Source organism: Dysgonomonas mossii DSM 22836, assembly GCF_000213575.1.
Lineage (GTDB): Bacteria > Bacteroidota > Bacteroidia > Bacteroidales > Dysgonomonadaceae > Dysgonomonas > Dysgonomonas mossii.
On the sequence record NZ_GL892009.1, the window covers coordinates 163,418 to 180,472 of the forward strand.

Here is a 17,055-nt window from a genome sequence, read left to right on the forward strand (position 1 = left end):
AAATTATGAAAAACATATTAATATTAATATTCTTATTCATTTTATTATTTTCTTCATGTAAAACTATCAAAAATAATTCGCTAATAGAGACAAATACTTATGTCTATGATAAAAATATTTCTTCTGATATTAATGAAAGATTAATAATAATACTTAATTTAAGTGTTGATAATACTTTTTCTATTTCAGAATCAGGTACGATTTCTCCATTAAAATATGATGGCAACTGGAAATATATAAACGAGAATACAATATTATTAGAATGTAATAAAATGAAAATCCTCTCTACAGAGGATGATTTTCCTGTCCCTTACTTTTTTGTAGAAATACTTAATAAAAAAAAGATTAAGTTATATAAGAATGGCAATAAAAAAGCTTTTATTTTAAAAAAACAAGAATAATCAAATAACAGAGTTGAAATACGAATTCTCCCGTCCCTTCGGATTTGCAATCCGAAGATTACGTAATACAAACAAATCCTGTCAATATCATCATTGGCAGGATTATTTATCTATATATGCTTTTTAGAAAAGAAAATATTAACAGAGAAAAACATACAAAAAGCTGTCACTTTTACATACGCTTCACTCCTATAATCATTGGTTATCTCCTTTTTATAATGTTCATTAATCTCTATAATAACTTAGAATCACAATAATCAATTCTACAGACATTATTTTTATAGAAAAAGATGCAGCTTCCTAAATTTGATTATATTTGCAACATCAGCCTCATTGTGTCAAAACAACAAACATTACAAAATAGAAAATAAATAACCGTAAATCCATTTATCAAATTAAATAAAGCTTCCAAAAAGAAGTATATTAATTTATTTCAAAAAAAGATGAATACACGTTTCGAAGAATTTTTTATTGATAAATACCCGAAAGTCAAATCTTTTGCGCTCCGAATATTACTGTATGAAGAGGATGCCGAAGATGCGGCACAAGATATTTTCATGAAATTGCTAGAGCTTCCCGAAATATGGTCTGAAAATGAACCTGAAGATAAACTACTATTTGTAATAGTACGAAATCATTTATTCAATATTATAAAACGTAAAGTTGTTGAGCGCAAATATCAACAAAGTTTAGATTTAAAAAATTTCGGAATTGATGATATTGACTTAGAAAACAATCTACACGCCAAAGAGCAGAAATCATAGCGATGAATATTATTGAGCAAATGCCTGAACAAAGGCAAAAAATATTTAAGATGAGCAGATTTGAGGGGAAAAGTGTAACGGAGATCTCTGAAATATTAAATATATCTAAACGAACTGTCGAACGTCATATTTACCTTGCATTAGCGGAATTAAAAAAAATATTGCTTTTTTTCATTTTTTGATTGAGTAGTTGTTCTCTCTAAGTTGTCTTATATATAGTAAGTGACTTAAACGACCATTGAACAACCATGAATAAATATAGAAATAAAGTCTTTGAACTATTTACCAACAAAGAAAACACGAAGATCTCCGTTTCAGACTTTCATCGATGGTTAATTAGCGAGGAAAATAAAACAGAAAAAGAGAATGCGTTGTATCATCTTTGGAATGAACCAAATAACATTACTGAAGAAAATAGTCGTATTGCATACGCATCACATTTAGTCAGAAAAGAAAAAACACAAAAGCGAACAAAACAATTTACCATCTGGCGCTATGCTGTTGCAGCAGCCATCATATTATGCTGCATTACAGTCTACTCACTTTTGGGGAATAAGCACGAAAATTCAGACTTAAACATTGTAGAGCATTACTCAAAGATCGGAGAGATAAATAAAATAAGACTCCCTGATGGTACGGTTGTAGAAACAAATTCAAATTCTATCCTCATATATCCTAAAGAATTTGGCAACGGGAATCGTACAGTTTATTTGTCAGGAGAAGCAAACTTTAAGGTAGTGAAAAATGCAAACAAACCCTTTATTGTAAAATCGAACGGTTTTGCAGTAACAGCACTGGGCACAGAGTTTAATGTTTCGTCATACCCAAATGATAATCAATTCAAAGCGACCTTAATTAGTGGCAGTATAAAGGTTGGCCAAGAGAACATTAATAGTGAACAAGTTTTGAAAATCAATGAACAATTTTCGTACAACAGAGAAACAAAAGAGCAATCTAAAACAACTATAGATGTAGATGACGAAACAGCCTGGCAACGTGGAGAATTGGCCTTCAGAGGCGCAACTATTCAAGAAATCATAAAGGTTTTAGAACGAAACTATAATATAGCATTCCATTATAAATCGAATAAGGCAATAGAAGACAAATATAATTTCAGATTTAAGAAAGACACATCACTGAAAAATGTATTGGAAGTTATCAAAAATGTAGCTGATAATTTCGAATACAAGTTAACCGACGAAGTATGTTACATCAATATTAAATAATTAAAAATAACATTCAATAGGATACAAGATTAAAAGACAAATTGCAAAAGAAGGAATATCGACAATATAATTAAATCGTTTTGGCCAAAACACACATGCGAGATTCCGCTCCCTAAATACCCAATATTATTTTATACTTTAAATTAAGAACTATGATTAATTATCGTGCAAAATCAAGGATAAAATTAGTTCTCCTAGCTTGCCTACTTTTCTTCGGAATTGTATCTATACAAGCTCAAAGAGAAAATTTTAAAATTTTTATCAAGAAAAATAACACTACAATAAAAGAAGCCTTTCAGGAAATTGAAAACCAGACAGGCAAGTCTATAGCTTACAACCAATCTAAGCTTGATGAAAATCAAAAAATAACGTTAGATGGCAAGAATAACTCTCTAGAATACATACTGAATACAATCCTTCAAGGAACAGGATTCAGTTATGAAATGAAAGATGACCAAATCATGATTGTATCACAAAAAGGAACACAACAACAATCAAAGATTAATGTGAAAGGTATCATAACTGATGAAAAGAATGAAACGATTGTTGGAGCATCGGTGTCTGTCAAAGGATCAACAGTAGGTACTCAGACCGATGTTGATGGGAAATTTGAATTACCAATATCTATTGGACAAACCCTCAGAATATCGTATATAGGATTTCATTCACAAGAGATTCTTATTAAAAACGGAGCCACCTTATCAATAACCCTAAAAGAAGATTCAAAACAACTTGATGACGTTGTAATAACAGCTCTGGGTATTAAACGTGAAGAAAAAGCTTTAAGTTATAACGTCCAGAAAATTACGAATGAAGACCTTACAACAGTAAAAAATGTCAACTTCATGAATTCTTTAGTAGGGAAAGTTGCCGGTGCACAAATCAGCACAAGTTCTGCTGGTCCCGGTTCTGCAGCAAAAGTCATCCTTCGCGGAGCTAAATCTGTTTCACTAAGTAATAATGCGTTGTACGTGATAGATGGTGTACCAATGAATAATAGCACAATGTCTAGAACCAACCAAGACGAAAGTGCAGTAACATCATCTGCAACAACTGATGCGGCAGCGGATATCAATCCTGATGATATTGAAAGTATCTCTGTACTCACCGGACCATCAGCTGCTGCGTTGTATGGCTACGAGGGTGCAAATGGAGTTATTCTCATTACTACAAAAAAAGGAAAAGTCGGCCGAACATCAATTAATTACAGCCACAGCTCAACATTCTCGAGCCCATTTAAAATGCCGGAATTCCAAAACAAGTATGGCAATGTAAAAGGGTCTCCTCTTAGTTGGGGCGATGCGACTGATTACACATACGACCCGAAGAAATTCTTTAACACTGGTACTAATATCATCAATTCTCTATCATTATCGACTGGAAATGAGAAAAATCAGACATATATTTCTCTTTCAGCAAATAATGCAACAGGGATTCTCCCTAACAATAATTATGAACGTTATAATTTCAGTTTGCGAAATACAGCTAAATTCTTCCACGATAAATTGACACTGGACGCCGGTTTTAATTATATTATTCAGGAAAATAAAAATATGACATCGCAAGGTAAATATTTCAATCCATTACCGGCTTTGTATCTTTTTCCTCGAGGCGAAGATTTTAGTGAAGTCCAACTATACGAACGTTACGATCAGGCAAAAGAAGTGAACACTCAATATTGGCCATATGGAGCTCAAGGATTAGATATGCAGAATCCATATTGGATTATGCATCGTATGAATCGCGAAGCGAAAAGAAAGCGCTATATGATTTCAGCTAGTTTACAATACAATATTACTGATTGGTTGAATATCGTCGGGCGTATCAATGTAGACAATACAAACTCGCGAGCTACTCACAAGCGTTATGCAGGAACACTTGAAACATTTGCAGGGCCTAAAGGACGCTATCGCATAGAATTACAAAATGAATCTCAAACATATGGAGATATCATAGCCAATCTAAATAAGGCTGTCGGAAAATTCTCATTTCATGTCAATGCCGGAGCATCATTGAAAGACAGAAGAATGGATTTTGATTCAACAGAAGGAGACCTTGATAAAATAACAAATTGGTTTACCAGAGAGAATACAAACCCTGCCAGATATTTCAAAATAGATGATGATGGGCTTAAACATCAAGTAAATTCAATATTTGCAAATGCTGAGATTGGGTACAACAACTATTTATATTTAACTCTCACAGGACGAAACGACTGGGATTCGGCACTTGAGGCATCCCTATCTAAAGAAAGATCATTTTTCTATCCTTCTGTTGGGTTATCAGCTCTTTTCAGCGAAATTATAACTCTTCCCAGTTGGTTTACTTATCTCAAAGGACGGGCATCATACACATCTGTCGGAAAATCGTATGAGCCATATCTCACCAGAGAATTTTATTATTACGATTCCCAAACCAGGCAATACGCATTAGCCAAATTAGAGCCAAACTGGTATCTGAAACCAGAGATAACTGACTCTTATGAATTTGGTCTAAATATGCGTTTCTTGAATGGTGACTTAAATTTTGATGCTACATATTATATATCTGATACTAAAAATCAAACTCATATCGCAACATTGCCTCCCGGATCAGGTTATGATGGAAAGAGAATTCAATCAGGAAATGTACGCAACTCGGGTATTGAGCTAGCATTAGGCTATGAGCACAAATGGGGGCAGTTTTCATGGGCGTCTAACTATACTTTCTCTTTGAATAAAAACAAAGTGACAAGCTTAGTGAAAAGTGCAGATGGCATAACAATAGACGAAGTACTTAAAGCGAGACTGGGCGAAACAGGGTCTCCGGAACTAATTATTCGTGAAGGAGGCTCTATGGGAGACATTTATGCTGTTTCTGATTTCAAAAGAGACATCAATGGTTATATACATTTAGATAATGTAACTCAGTTGCCTTCTATCGAACTGATAAAAAATACCAAAGACTATAAAAAAATAGGCTCCATTCTACCCGATTATTATATGGGATGGAGAAACTCTTTTTCATACAAGGGAATTAGACTTAATGTTTTACTTAGTGGTCGTTTTGGCGGCAAGGTTATATCAAATACACAAGCAGTGTTAGACCGCTATGGAGTATCTAAAAGTAGTGCTCAACTTCGAGAAGCCGGGCCAATAGGTATCAGTGGGCATAATGTCGCTGTAAAAGATTATCTAAATATAATAGCACAAGGTACAGGAGCATCTGATTTCTACGTCTACAATGCAACTAATATTCGCTTACAAGAACTGAGTCTTGAGTATTCTATCCCGAGAAAATGGATCAATAACATTGCCAATGTAACTGTGGCTTTTGTCGGAAATAATTTAGCTATGATTTATTGTAAAGCTCCTTTTGATCCGGAGTTGACACCTTCTGTTTCAAGTACATTCTACAACGGGGTCGACTATTTCATGCAACCAAGTCTAAGAAATATAGGTTTTAGCCTCAAATTTCAATTTTAAAAGATAAAAAAATGAAAATGTATAATTTAAAATCAATCACAGCTGTGGTTTTCATTTCTGTTACACTTCTGCTCACATCTTGTGTTGGAGATAATTTACATCCTGTAAATCCAACAGAAGATGACCTGACTCCAACAGAAAGACTCGGAAATCTTTTTCCTACAATGCTATATCTTTTACATAATAGTCAGGAAAACAATAGTCAACATATTGAGCAGATGGTAGGAAATCAATATGGAGGTTATATGGTAACGACTAACAACTGGCAAGGTACAAATTTTGGAACATTCAATCCTCCGGCAGGATGGATAGAGGCTCCATTCAGTACTGTTTTTATTGGATTTTATTCCAATTTTCAAAAAATCATTGATGTAACCGAGCGAAAAGGGCATATATATGCTTGGGCTTCTATTATCAGAGTAGCTGCAATGCTGAGAATAACTGATACCTACGGACCAATACCTTATTCTAAAATGGGATATGGAAAGCTGGAAGTAGAATACGACAGTGTACAAGACATATATCACTATATGATCGAAGATCTAGACAATAGCATCATTGCTCTAACTAAATATCTAAAAGAAACTTCGGGACAAGGAGCAATCGGACAATATGACAAGATCTTTAATGGTGATTTTAACAAATGGATTAAGTTTGCAAACTCTCTAAAACTAAGAATAGCTGTGCGTATCGCTGCTGTTGATACAGATTATGCAAAAAAGGTTATATCTTCTGCCATTAATGATAATGGTGGAACAATAGAGATAAATGCTGATAATGCTTTTCTTCCATCAAACGATAATCCTTATTACAAAGCATCACATTTGTGGGGCGATTTAGCTTGTAGCGCTGTCCTGTCTTCATATATGAATGGATTTAAAGATCCTCGCCGTATAGCTTATATGACAAAAGTAAAAGACGCAATTGAATATAGAGGTGTGCGTATGGGCATTAAAGATATAAACAAAGATATATACTCGAACGCTAACTATTTTTCAAAACCTGCTTTCACTAAAGATTCTCCTTTATTAGTCTTTTGCGCCGCCGAAACAGCATTTCTAAAAGCCGAAGCTGCACTTAAAGGATGGATTGCCGGAGGAGATGCAAAAGCTAAAGAATACTACGAACGAGGTATAATCTTATCGATGGAACAACATAATATCAGTCCGGGTGAATATTTAACAGGAAAAACTGTTCCGGAAGAATATCGAGATCCTGCGAATTCGGCAACAGCTAAAGTTGCAAGCCCAACAACGGTCAATTGGGACGATAGTGGAATTACAGAAAACACTAAACTTGAAAAAATTATTACTCAAAAATGGTTAGCTAACTATCCATTAGGTTTTGAAGCATGGTGCGATCATCGCCGCACAGGCTTCCCTCAGTTCTTCACAGCTCAAACAAACCTAAGTGCAGGTAGTCTTATGGGATCAATAACCAATACTTCAAGCCGTATGGCAAGAAGACTTCCGTATCCGCAGTTAGAATATTCGGGTAATAACAAAAATGTACAAAAAGCAGTATCAACTCTGCTAGGAGGAACTGACGATGGTAGCGTTGATATCTGGTGGGCAAAAAAACATTAAATAACCGATAAAAAAAACGTAATTATGAAAATAAAAATATTAAATATAGGGCTGAATTTAATTATTACATCTTTACTCATGATGGGATGTAGCGATTGGACCGAGATTGAATCTGAAAACAAAATAGATCTTGAAGCAACGATCAAAACAGAAGAATACTATACAGCTTTACGAGAATGGAAAAAGACACCGGGACTACCTCAAATATTTGTATGGTTCGATAATTGGACCGGAACTTATCCTACAGGGGAGAATAGTCTTAGAGGATTACCCGATTCTGTAACAATTGCATCTAACTGGGGAGGTCATCCAAAATTTGATCTTACTGCCGAACGTAAAGCAGATATGGAATATGTTCAGAAAGTTAAAGGAACTAAAGTTGTAGTAACTCTTTTCTCCGATTACATAGGAGCTGATGTTCCTCATGAAGCAATATATGATGTCGGAAACAGTTCGGACGAAACTATCGTAAGACCAGCTATTCGTCGCTACGCTGAAGCTATCTATGATGCAGTTGTAAAAGCCGGATATGATGGTTTTGATTGGGATTATGAGCCTATGGGTATGCCTGACCCTACACATGGAAGTCCTCTATGGAGAAACAAAACACAAAGAAGAATATTTGTCGAAGAATTGGGATATTGGTTTGGAAAGGGCTCCCAAAGAACAGATCGCGCCGGTAGAAAGTCGGCAAAAGAAGGCTTACTATTTTTAATTGACGGAGAAATTGGAGTTGGAAGCAGAATGGATAAAGACTGGGAATCTCAGTATGTCGATTATTTTGTTCTACAAGCCTATGGAGGCATGTCTGATTGGCGGATGGATGGCGTAATAGAAGATATGAGTATACATATTGATAAAAATCGAATAACAGCAGAAGAAGTAGTAAAAAGGACTATTATAACAGAAAACTTTGAAAGTTATGCTTCTACAGGTGGAGGATTCCTTAATATGTCAAATTATATTTACAAAAAAGGAACGATCGATCAACAAATAGGTAGATGTGGACTTTATCGCACCGGGTTTGATTATGCTCCTCGTGGAGGAAAATTTGTACATGATGGTGCTCAAGAATATTATTTTCTTAGACGCGGAATTACGAATTTATATAAGACGTTTTACGAAAGGCAAAAAAGTAAACCTAAAACGAATGAATCGAAGTAACTATCATTTGAATAATACATGAATATGAAAAAGATTAATATAGTAAATTTTATACTTGCATTTACAGTCACTGCTTTTATCGGTTGTGAAAATGCAGAATATGAAGTAAAGGATAATAATGTATACTTGAGCGATGCAACAACTTCTGAGGCTAAAGTTGTTGTTATGGAAGGTAATATAAATATTGACGTCAATATCCGCCTTGCAAAGAAATTAGATCATGATGTAGAACTTTATATTAAAATCAATCCAACCCTTCTCGAAGAGTACAATAAAGCAAATGCGACAGAATATAATTTAATTCCGAATATAGAGATCCCCGATAAAGGGAAAGTTATTATTCCCGCGGGAGAAATAGGAGCACTTTGTAGAATACCTTTGGCTGATTTCGATATGAAAGGAAAAAGATATGCTATTTCTGTTGAATTGAGTGATGTAGCGACTAAGGGTATTGAACGTTCCAACACTTTATCCAACTTTGTTTATTTGATATCCAAGCCTTTAATCACGTCCGTTGCTGTAATGAAGGGTTATAATGAAAAGATGGTACGAACTGCGCCAGCAACACTTTGGGGTATCACTACAAAAGAGTGGAGCCTTGAGTGTTTGACAAATATGTCCGGATATAGCAACAATAATCAAGCTATTTTCAACATGGGAAGTAAAGATCATGAAATATACATTCGATTCGGCGATGCAAATAGTCCATACAACTACCTCCAAATAAAAACACTCGGAGGACAAGTTGAAACAAAACGAGATCTAGAACCAAAAAAATGGTATCATTGGGCTTTTGTATATGACGGAAAAACTCTTACGGTCTATCGTGATGGGGAATTTAATGTAAAATTTGAACCCCCAATGCCAAAAGGAGGGTCTGTAAGATTCGACTATGTAGAGATGATTTCGAGTGGTAGTTATTTTAGAGATCAATGTAAGATGAGCCAGGTTAGATTATGGAAGAAAGCAATCTCAAGAGATCAAATAAAGAATAATATGCACTTCTCTATAGACCCAACCAATCCTAATTTAATTGGTTATTGGCCTATGAATGAAGGTAAAGGAAATACTTTCGCAGATATTACAGGTAATGGACACAATGGTACTGCTGATGAAAACATCCTGATTAATTGGGAACATAATATAAGATTTGATAAATAAATATAGTCTTATTCTAAATAATAAATTAGCATATTAAGCTAGCATCTAACTGAATCGATAGGAAGATAATCTTCCTATCGTATTTTTTTATAAATATCCGAAGGTTATTATATACATGGATTTAAGGTAAAAGCCCATCAATCTATACTTCGTTTAATATTAAGCAATATCCCTATTGAATTTAACAACTTTAAGGTTAGCTATCTCAAAAAATAAGAATAAAAAAGAATAAATATTATCTTTGACTACAAACTAAAAAAGAATACATGTCTGATCAAGAAAAATATAATCGAATATTTGAGGCTAATAACAAATGGATAGAAAAAAATAAGATAGACAATCCCGGATTATTTAAGTTATTAGCAGCAGACCAACATCCTGATTTTCTATATATCGGATGTTCTGATAGCAGGGTACATCCCAATCAGGTTATGGGATTAAAACCCGGAGAGGTTTTTATCCATCGTAATATCGCAAACATGGTTATAGCCACTGACCTGAGTGCTCTCTCCGTCATCAACTACGGGGTTGAATACCTAAAAGTTAAATTTATTATTGTTTGTGGTCACTATGGTTGTGGAGGAATAGAAGCGGCGATGAAAAAGTCGGACTATGGGATACTTAACCCTTGGCTGCGAAGTATACGAGACGTCTACCATCTACATAAAGAGGAACTGGCCGCTATTAATGATATCGGAGCCAGACATAGGCGACTTGTAGAACTTAATACATATGAACAATGCCGCAACATAATCAAAATGGGCGAAGTTCAAAAGTCTTATTACGAAAAAGGATATCCTAAAGTTGCCGGATGGGTTTTTGATATAAAGGATGCCCAACTCCATGATCTTTACTTCGATATGGACGGCGAGCTTGATAAGATTAAAGAGATTTATGATATTACAGGCAATACTGAAGATTGAAGAATCCCCCACCCCTACCCCATAAATATCATTGCACCCTTTTTCCTCTTTAAATACCCTTTTAGGGGCTTTTAGGAAAAAGGGTGTAAATGTCTCTTATATTACTTATATCCGCAATTGATATTAAATAATATCAAAAAACGAATATGTATGCTTACTTCAAATTAATGTCATAGCTTATCGTATGCGGTCTAAAGATTTTACAAGCTTTTCGTCTTTCTTTATACGTGAAACAGCAAGTAAATCAAAGATCAGTGCTAATACAGGGAAAATAATTCCCAGTTGAATATTTAAGGAATATTCTGGAGTAATCTTATCTAAGAATGCATTTATATAAAATGCGGCAGTCACATAATATATAGCTATCAACAAAGCCGTAAATAATCCCAGTTTTATTTGTAACTTCCTTTTCTTATACAAAAATATATTTAGAAAGGCTACTATAGCAGATAGGGCGCAAAAGATAGCAGCTCCCCAAGCATGATAAGATATTGAATCATCAAATATGCCTAAAGAATTGAACAATATACTTGAAAATTTAAGACCTTCACTGGTTATCTCAAGCGATGGAATCACAAAAGTAGCCCCCATCGATATCGTTGTAAGAAGGAGAAAAATCGACTGTATACGCTGTATCATTCTATATTAGAAATTATCTTTATCCTTACTAGGATTTCTATAATAAAGTTTACCTTCTGTATATTCCTGAGCAGCTATAAGCGTTGGCTTAGGTAGTTTTTCGTAATAACGAGAGATTTCTATTTGTTCTCTGTTTTCGAAAACTTCTTCCAGATTATCGTTATATGAAGCAAATTCCTGTAGTTTTTTATCCAAATCCTGTTTCATTTCCACAGAGATCTGATTAGAACGCTTAGCAATAATTCTAACAGTTTCGTATACATTACCGGTGTCTTCTGACAAAGACATCATATCTCTGGTAATGGTATTGCTTGCTGCATTTGTTTTTCTATAATCCATAATGATTTTTAAAATATAATTATATTGTTTTTTTCTATTATTTATTTACTTCTTTAGCTCTTGCTGAACGGCTTCGTTGGTAGCATCATCCACCTCCTGTCCCAATGCTTTTAGAGCAGCACGATAATAGCGTTCACTTTCTTTGGTGTACTTACCGTTAGGGAACATATTCTTATAATTGAAATGTTCATCCATCAGTTCTCTGTAACGTACAGGTTTCTTCTCTTCAACACTATAAACGGCTTGTTCAAATCTCGCTCTTACAATCAAAATCTGGAATTCCTCTGTAAATTCAGAGAAAGGATAAGATTTCAGAGCCTCACGTGCAGTTACTACGCAAGATTCGTAATAGTTCTCTCTATTATAAAGCCCCAAGTTGTAATATAAGCGTGCGGCAAGGAATTCTTTGTATGCTAACTTTTCTTGAAGTTTAAACATCAAATCCTGAGCTTCGGGAGCCTTTTCACTTTGAGGAAAATATTCCAAAAAGTTTTGAAATTCCTGAATACCTTTATAGGTACTTGTTTGGTCTAACCTCGCATCCGGAGAGTCGAGATACAAGCCATAAGCAGAATTGAAACGTGCCAACTCGGTAAATTCTCCCTTCGGGAATTTATTATAATATCGGGTATAATATTGAGTAGCTGTTGTATAATCTTTATCATAGAAATAGGACTGAGCCAACAGATACAATATTTCCTGTTCTTTGGAAGACCCTGTATATGCAGATAAAATCTCATCTAGCAAGGTGATTGTTCTTCCATATTTCTTTTGATCGAAGTATTTCTTAGCATATTCATACTTTAACTCGGCATCGCGGCTTTTCAATATTTTATTATATTCGCCGCATGATGCAAGCAGCATTGCTAATAATAAGGTACACAGGATTCGTATCTTCATTCTACTCAAAAATTAGTTTGCAAATTTACACAAAGCTTTTATAATTTAAAAATAAACTTTTACAATTATATTTTTTTGAGATTCACTATCAGTCTAGCGAAACATCGAAACAACTTTTTTCACTCCAATTACCAACTGATAAATCTCTTCTTTTGTATTGTAGAATGCCAATGAAGCTCTCACCGTACCGTCTATACCCAACTCATCCATAAGAGGTTGAGCGCAGTGATGACCTGTACGAACGGCTATTCCCATTTTATCTAAAAGCATTCCCATATCGTAATGATGAATATTATCTACCAAAAACGAGATTACGCTGCTTTTCTTATCCGAAGTTCCATATATTCGTAAACCTTCTATTTTCAGTAATTCATCAGTACAATATCTTAATAACTCATCTTCGTATGCTTTTATTGAGTCGAGCCCAATATTTTTTATGTATTTCAATGCTGTAGCCAACGCTATCACACCCGGATAATCCGGAGTCCCGGCTTCGAATTTGAATGGTAACTCATTGAATGTAGTACCTTTAAAAGAAACAGTTTTTATCATTTCACCCCCTCCCTGATAAGGTGGCATCTGATTCAGCCATTTTTCTTTCCCGTACAACACGCCTACTCCATTCGGCCCGTACACCTTATGTCCTGAGAAAACAAGAAAATCACAGTCCATTTTTTGTACATCCAGCACCATATGCTGAACCGACTGAGCTGCATCTATTAGCACAGGAACATTATGTTTATGAGCAATTTCGATTATTTTATCAACAGGATTTACAGTGCCCAATACATTAGAGACATGTGTAATAGATATCAGACGTGTTTTTGGAGAAATAAGTTTCTCCATTTCGTCCAACATCAATTCTCCCTTATCGTTGATAGGAATTACTTTAAGCTTAACTCCTCGTATTGGCTCTTGCAACTGCCACGATACAATATTGGCATGGTGCTCCATTGCCGAAATAATAATTTCGTCACCCTCATTGCAAAATTGGCGGCAAAAACTATGAGCAACAAGATTTATCGACTCTGTAGTGCCCCTTGTAAAAATGATCTCATGACTATGTTTAGCATTGATGAATTGTTGCACCACCACTCTCGATTCTTCAGCCAGGTCTGTAGCTTGCTGGCTTAAATAATGTACACCACGATGCACATTGGCGTTCGTGGTGTAATATATTTTCGTCATTTCCTCTACCACACATCTTGGTTTTTCGGTAGTAGCCCCATTATCAAGATAAATAAGAGGTTTACCATAAACCGTAGTAGATAGAATAGGAAAATCTGATCTTATTTCTTCTATATTCATTTTTTTACTGTCAACAGTCAGCAGTTAGCAGCATAATCAGATTCTGCAACCGAAAACCATGTTTCATTTATCATTTACATACTGCACAATTTCCGCAACGAGCAGATTCTCCCTTGAAACGTTTTTCGACCAAATCCAGTAGTCTTTCTTTCAGACGATCGATACGAACATGTTCTAATACTCCCGCAGCAAAGGCTTGCATTAGCATCAAACGAGCAGATTCCTTAGATAGACCACGAGAGCGAAGATAAAATAAAGCCTCTTCATCTAACTGTCCTGTAGTTAATCCGTGCGAGCATTTCACATCGTCTGCATAAATCTCCAACTGCGGCTTAGAATACATATGAGCATTTGGAGAAATACATAAGTTATTATTCGACTGATATGCCAATGTTTTCTGTGCATCTTTTTCAACCCGTATACGTCCACAAAAAGCGCCTGTAGCCTCGTCTTGCAACACATACTTGAACAACTGCGTACTCGTGCAGTGCGGTACAAGATGATCGAGAAAAGCAAAATTATCTACATACTGATGCTTATCCGCTATAACCATACCACAGACATAAGCTTCGGCATGCTGTCCGGATAGTTTTACATTATAGTTATTGCGGCTAACGCCGGTATTAAATGTCATATTATTGATCAATACATTTGATGCTTCAAGCTGATGAACAAACGTATTTGTCAAACGAGTAACTTTATCTGAGTTTTCTTCCAAGTCGTAATAATCGATAAGGGCATTACGTCCCGCAAATATTTCTGTAACCTGTGTTGCTAAAAACTGAGATTCATCTACAGTATGATCGCAAATAAGTAATTTTACCTGCGCATCATCCTCGGCTATAATCAGAATTCGGCGATTAACAAGAATATTAAATTCACTCTTCAATATATTGATCAGCTGAATCGGTTCTTCTACAACAACGCCTTTTGGCACATAAATAACAAAACCATCTTGCGCAAACATTGTATTGAATGCTACAATTCCGTTATTATCCATGTCTGCGATCTGCCCATAATATTTAGAAAACACATCAGGCTTTTCTTCCGCAAAATGTTTGAAACTACCAACAAATACCCCGCTCGGATAGTTTATCTTTGGCTTGTGTTCTTCATGAAATATATCATTAAGAACAAAGTACAGGTTTGTAGTCAAATTGGGGATTTCACACCTAAATGCAACATAAGGGTTCCCTGTAAATGGTAATCTGTTGATATTAAGAGCAAAGTCAGGTAAAAACTCCGCTGCTACGTCCAGATAAAGATAGTCCTCCATCTTTTTAGTAGGGAATCCCTGATCTTTAAAAATATTTAGTGCTTTATCTCGAAGACCATTCATCCCTGATAAAGACTTTGAATCGATCTTATCTCTATACTGGGTAAATATGTCTATATATTGGTTTTCTATCATTCTTCAAAATCTTTAATAATCCAATCGTACCCTCTTTCTTCCAGTTCTAGAGCCAATTCAGCTCCTGCGCTTTTTACTATACGTCCTTTGTATAATACGTGTACATAGTCAGGCTTAATATAGTCTAGCAAACGTTGATAGTGTGTGATAACCACAGTAGCATTATCCTTGCTTCTCAACTTGTTTACACCGGCTGCAACAATACGCAATGCATCGATATCAAGTCCCGAATCAGTCTCATCAAGTATTGCCAACTTGGGCTCCAACATAGCCATTTGGAAAATCTCGTTACGTTTTTTCTCTCCTCCCGAAAAACCTTCGTTCACCGAACGTCCAGCAAGGTCTTTATCAAGCTCAACCAATTGACGCTTTTCACGCATCATTTTCAAAAAATCTGAAGCTGAGATAGGCTCCTCTCGCCTATGCTTACGTATTTCGTTTAATGAAGCACGCATAAAGTTAGTCATACTTACTCCCGGTATTTCTACAGGATACTGAAAACTGAGGAATAATCCTTCGCGAGCTCTATCTTCGGGATCCATTTCCAAAAGATCATGTTCTCTGAAAGTTACTTCGCCTTCTGTTACCTCAAAATTGGGATTGCCTACCAAAACCGAAGCAAGAGTACTTTTTCCGGCACCATTAGGTCCCATTATTGCATGAATTTCTCCTTCATTTACAACAAGATCTAACCCCCTTAATATTTCTTTGCCTTCAACATTGGCATGTAAGTTCTTTATGTTTAATAAATTTGCCATTATTATTTATATGTTGTTAAAAATAAAAATCTTAGTTTACAACTATCCATTTAACACTAAGATCTGATATATGTTCAAGCCTCAATGACTTTCGAATGCAAAAATAGTAAATAAAACACAAAAATAGCCCGTTTTTAACAGGCTATTAGTTATTTATTAAATCTATAATACTTCTTTTTTAATAAATTAAACTATTTAACAAACTAACACGAGTCGTATTCTAAATGAGGATCGATTTTATCCCTAGAAACTCATTTCTACTACAACAGGACAATGGTCAGAAAAGTATATTTCACTAAGAATTGCAGCATTATTAAGTCGAGGACGAGCTTCTTCTGTAATAATATGATAGTCTATACGCCACCCTAAATTTTTACCTCTGGCTCCTGCCCTATAACTCCACCAGCTATACTTCTCCGGACTTTGATCATACACACGAAAAGTATCAATAAGTCCTGTATCTATAAACTCATCAAACCACTGACGCTCTTCAGGCAAAAAGCCGGAGCTTTTGGTATGACGTTCAGGGTGATTTATATCGATCGGTTTATGACAGATATTGTAATCTCCGCAGATAATGAGTTCGGGTCTTTCTTTACGTAGGTTGTTTATAAAATGTGTAAAATCAGCCAAGAATTTCATTTTTATATCCTGACGAATATCCCCCATTGTACCGGAGGGTATATAAACACAAATCACAGTGACATCACCATAATCGGCACGCAATACACGCCCTTCTCTATCATAGTCAGGAATGCCCATTCCAATTTTCACTAAATCTGGTGTCCGTTTGGTCAAGATACCAACTCCGCTATATCCTTTTTTTTCGGCAGGATGAAAATAGTAATTATACCCCAATGATTGAATAGTCAATACATCTATCTGATCTTCCATAGCCTTTATTTCCTGCAAGCATAAAATATCAGGAGACTCTTGTTCAAGCCATTGATAAAGACCTTTATTTACGGCGGCACGTATGCCGTTTACATTATATGATATTACTTTCATTTA

16 protein-coding genes are annotated in these 17,055 nt (G+C 35.3%); 9 read left to right on the forward strand and 7 right to left on the reverse strand.

The genetic code is table 11. The annotated features are described in order from the left end of the window. Positions 1 to 5 precede the first annotated feature (5 nt). The 9 genes from HMPREF9456_RS13420 (at position 6) to HMPREF9456_RS13455 (ending at position 10,689) form a co-directional block, all read left to right on the forward strand. Positions 6 to 401: a hypothetical protein gene (locus tag HMPREF9456_RS13420; RefSeq protein WP_006844083.1), complete on the forward strand. Its 396-nt coding sequence runs from the start codon at positions 6 to 8 to the stop codon at positions 399 to 401. 443 nt (positions 402 to 844) lie between these two features. Beyond that, complete coding sequence (locus tag HMPREF9456_RS17575) at positions 845 to 1,165, forward strand: sigma factor (protein ID WP_006844084.1); 321 nt, start codon at positions 845 to 847, stop codon at positions 1,163 to 1,165. A 20-nt stretch (positions 1,166 to 1,185) separates the two neighbouring features. Further along, positions 1,186 to 1,347, forward strand: a complete 162-nt coding sequence (locus tag HMPREF9456_RS17580) for a sigma factor-like helix-turn-helix DNA-binding protein (protein WP_245531032.1) — start codon at positions 1,186 to 1,188, stop codon at positions 1,345 to 1,347. Positions 1,348 to 1,413: 66 nt separating this feature from the next. Continuing rightward, complete coding sequence (locus HMPREF9456_RS13430) at positions 1,414 to 2,391, forward strand: FecR family protein (RefSeq protein WP_006844085.1); 978 nt, start codon at positions 1,414 to 1,416, stop codon at positions 2,389 to 2,391. A 152-nt stretch (positions 2,392 to 2,543) separates the two neighbouring features. After that, positions 2,544 to 5,855 carry a SusC/RagA family TonB-linked outer membrane protein gene (locus HMPREF9456_RS13435; protein ID WP_006844086.1) on the forward strand — a complete coding sequence of 1,104 codons (3,312 nt, stop codon included), beginning with the start codon at positions 2,544 to 2,546 and terminating at the stop codon, positions 5,853 to 5,855. A gap of 11 nt (positions 5,856 to 5,866) precedes the next feature. Further along, complete coding sequence (locus tag HMPREF9456_RS13440) at positions 5,867 to 7,441, forward strand: SusD/RagB family nutrient-binding outer membrane lipoprotein (RefSeq protein ID WP_018074942.1); 1,575 nt, start codon at positions 5,867 to 5,869, stop codon at positions 7,439 to 7,441. 24 nt (positions 7,442 to 7,465) lie between these two features. Continuing rightward, positions 7,466 to 8,605 carry a glycoside hydrolase family 18 gene (locus HMPREF9456_RS13445; RefSeq protein ID WP_006844088.1) on the forward strand — a complete coding sequence of 380 codons (1,140 nt, stop codon included), beginning with the start codon at positions 7,466 to 7,468 and terminating at the stop codon, positions 8,603 to 8,605. A gap of 24 nt (positions 8,606 to 8,629) precedes the next feature. After that, positions 8,630 to 9,766, forward strand: coding sequence for a DUF1735 and LamG domain-containing protein (locus tag HMPREF9456_RS13450; RefSeq protein WP_026177084.1), 1,137 nt, complete (start codon positions 8,630 to 8,632; stop codon positions 9,764 to 9,766). Positions 9,767 to 10,032: 266 nt separating this feature from the next. Next, positions 10,033 to 10,689, forward strand: a complete 657-nt coding sequence (locus HMPREF9456_RS13455; RefSeq protein WP_006844090.1) for a carbonic anhydrase — start codon at positions 10,033 to 10,035, stop codon at positions 10,687 to 10,689. Between the two features lie 177 nt (positions 10,690 to 10,866). Here HMPREF9456_RS13455 and HMPREF9456_RS13460 read toward each other — a convergent pair whose 3' ends face one another. The 7 genes from HMPREF9456_RS13460 to HMPREF9456_RS13490 form a co-directional block, all read right to left on the reverse strand. Next, positions 10,867 to 11,328, reverse strand: coding sequence for a DUF4293 domain-containing protein (locus HMPREF9456_RS13460; RefSeq protein ID WP_006844091.1), 462 nt, complete (start codon positions 11,326 to 11,328; stop codon positions 10,867 to 10,869). 6 nt (positions 11,329 to 11,334) lie between these two features. Then, a complete protein-coding gene (locus HMPREF9456_RS13465) occupies positions 11,335 to 11,667 on the reverse strand; it encodes a DNA-directed RNA polymerase subunit omega (RefSeq protein WP_006844092.1) in 333 nt (110 codons plus the stop codon). A gap of 45 nt (positions 11,668 to 11,712) precedes the next feature. After that, the gene (locus tag HMPREF9456_RS13470; protein WP_006844093.1) at positions 11,713 to 12,567 is read right to left on the reverse strand and encodes an outer membrane protein assembly factor BamD; all 855 of its coding nucleotides are present in this window, start codon (positions 12,565 to 12,567) and stop codon (positions 11,713 to 11,715) included. 93 nt (positions 12,568 to 12,660) lie between these two features. Beyond that, on the reverse strand, positions 12,661 to 13,875 hold the full coding sequence (locus HMPREF9456_RS13475; protein WP_006844094.1) for an aminotransferase class V-fold PLP-dependent enzyme: 1,215 nt from the start codon (positions 13,873 to 13,875) through the stop codon (positions 12,661 to 12,663). Between the two features lie 70 nt (positions 13,876 to 13,945). Further along, positions 13,946 to 15,286 (reverse strand): Fe-S cluster assembly protein SufD, encoded by a 1,341-nt coding sequence (gene sufD / locus HMPREF9456_RS13480; protein WP_006844095.1) that lies wholly within the window; start codon positions 15,284 to 15,286, stop codon positions 13,946 to 13,948. Next, complete coding sequence (gene sufC / locus HMPREF9456_RS13485) at positions 15,283 to 16,044, reverse strand: Fe-S cluster assembly ATPase SufC (RefSeq protein WP_006844096.1); 762 nt, start codon at positions 16,042 to 16,044, stop codon at positions 15,283 to 15,285. Before sufC ends, sufD begins: the two co-directional genes overlap by 4 nt. A 243-nt stretch (positions 16,045 to 16,287) precedes the next feature. Beyond that, positions 16,288 to 17,052, reverse strand: coding sequence for an exodeoxyribonuclease III (locus HMPREF9456_RS13490; RefSeq protein WP_006844097.1), 765 nt, complete (start codon positions 17,050 to 17,052; stop codon positions 16,288 to 16,290). Positions 17,053 to 17,055: the final 3 nt, after the last annotated feature.

Bases quoted from the DNA above. Each gene is read 5' to 3' on its own strand.
- HMPREF9456_RS13420 (WP_006844083.1), top strand. From the start codon at position 6: ATGAAAAACATATTAATATTAATATTCTTATTCATTTTATTATTTTCT.
- HMPREF9456_RS17575 (WP_006844084.1), top strand. From the start codon at position 845: ATGAATACACGTTTCGAAGAATTTTTTATTGATAAATACCCGAAAGTC.
- HMPREF9456_RS17580 (WP_245531032.1), top strand. From the start codon at position 1,186: ATGCCTGAACAAAGGCAAAAAATATTTAAGATGAGCAGATTTGAGGGG.
- HMPREF9456_RS13430 (WP_006844085.1), top strand. From the start codon at position 1,414: ATGAATAAATATAGAAATAAAGTCTTTGAACTATTTACCAACAAAGAA.
- HMPREF9456_RS13435 (WP_006844086.1), top strand. From the start codon at position 2,544: ATGATTAATTATCGTGCAAAATCAAGGATAAAATTAGTTCTCCTAGCT.
- HMPREF9456_RS13440 (WP_018074942.1), top strand. From the start codon at position 5,867: ATGAAAATGTATAATTTAAAATCAATCACAGCTGTGGTTTTCATTTCT.
- HMPREF9456_RS13445 (WP_006844088.1), top strand. From the start codon at position 7,466: ATGAAAATAAAAATATTAAATATAGGGCTGAATTTAATTATTACATCT.
- HMPREF9456_RS13450 (WP_026177084.1), top strand. From the start codon at position 8,630: ATGAAAAAGATTAATATAGTAAATTTTATACTTGCATTTACAGTCACT.
- HMPREF9456_RS13455 (WP_006844090.1), top strand. From the start codon at position 10,033: ATGTCTGATCAAGAAAAATATAATCGAATATTTGAGGCTAATAACAAA.
- HMPREF9456_RS13460 (WP_006844091.1), bottom strand. From the start codon at position 11,328: ATGATACAGCGTATACAGTCGATTTTTCTCCTTCTTACAACGATATCG.
- HMPREF9456_RS13465 (WP_006844092.1), bottom strand. From the start codon at position 11,667: ATGGATTATAGAAAAACAAATGCAGCAAGCAATACCATTACCAGAGAT.
- HMPREF9456_RS13470 (WP_006844093.1), bottom strand. From the start codon at position 12,567: ATGAAGATACGAATCCTGTGTACCTTATTATTAGCAATGCTGCTTGCA.
- HMPREF9456_RS13475 (WP_006844094.1), bottom strand. From the start codon at position 13,875: ATGAATATAGAAGAAATAAGATCAGATTTTCCTATTCTATCTACTACG.
- sufD (WP_006844095.1), bottom strand. From the start codon at position 15,286: ATGATAGAAAACCAATATATAGACATATTTACCCAGTATAGAGATAAG.
- sufC (WP_006844096.1), bottom strand. From the start codon at position 16,044: ATGGCAAATTTATTAAACATAAAGAACTTACATGCCAATGTTGAAGGC.
- HMPREF9456_RS13490 (WP_006844097.1), bottom strand. From the start codon at position 17,052: ATGAAAGTAATATCATATAATGTAAACGGCATACGTGCCGCCGTAAAT.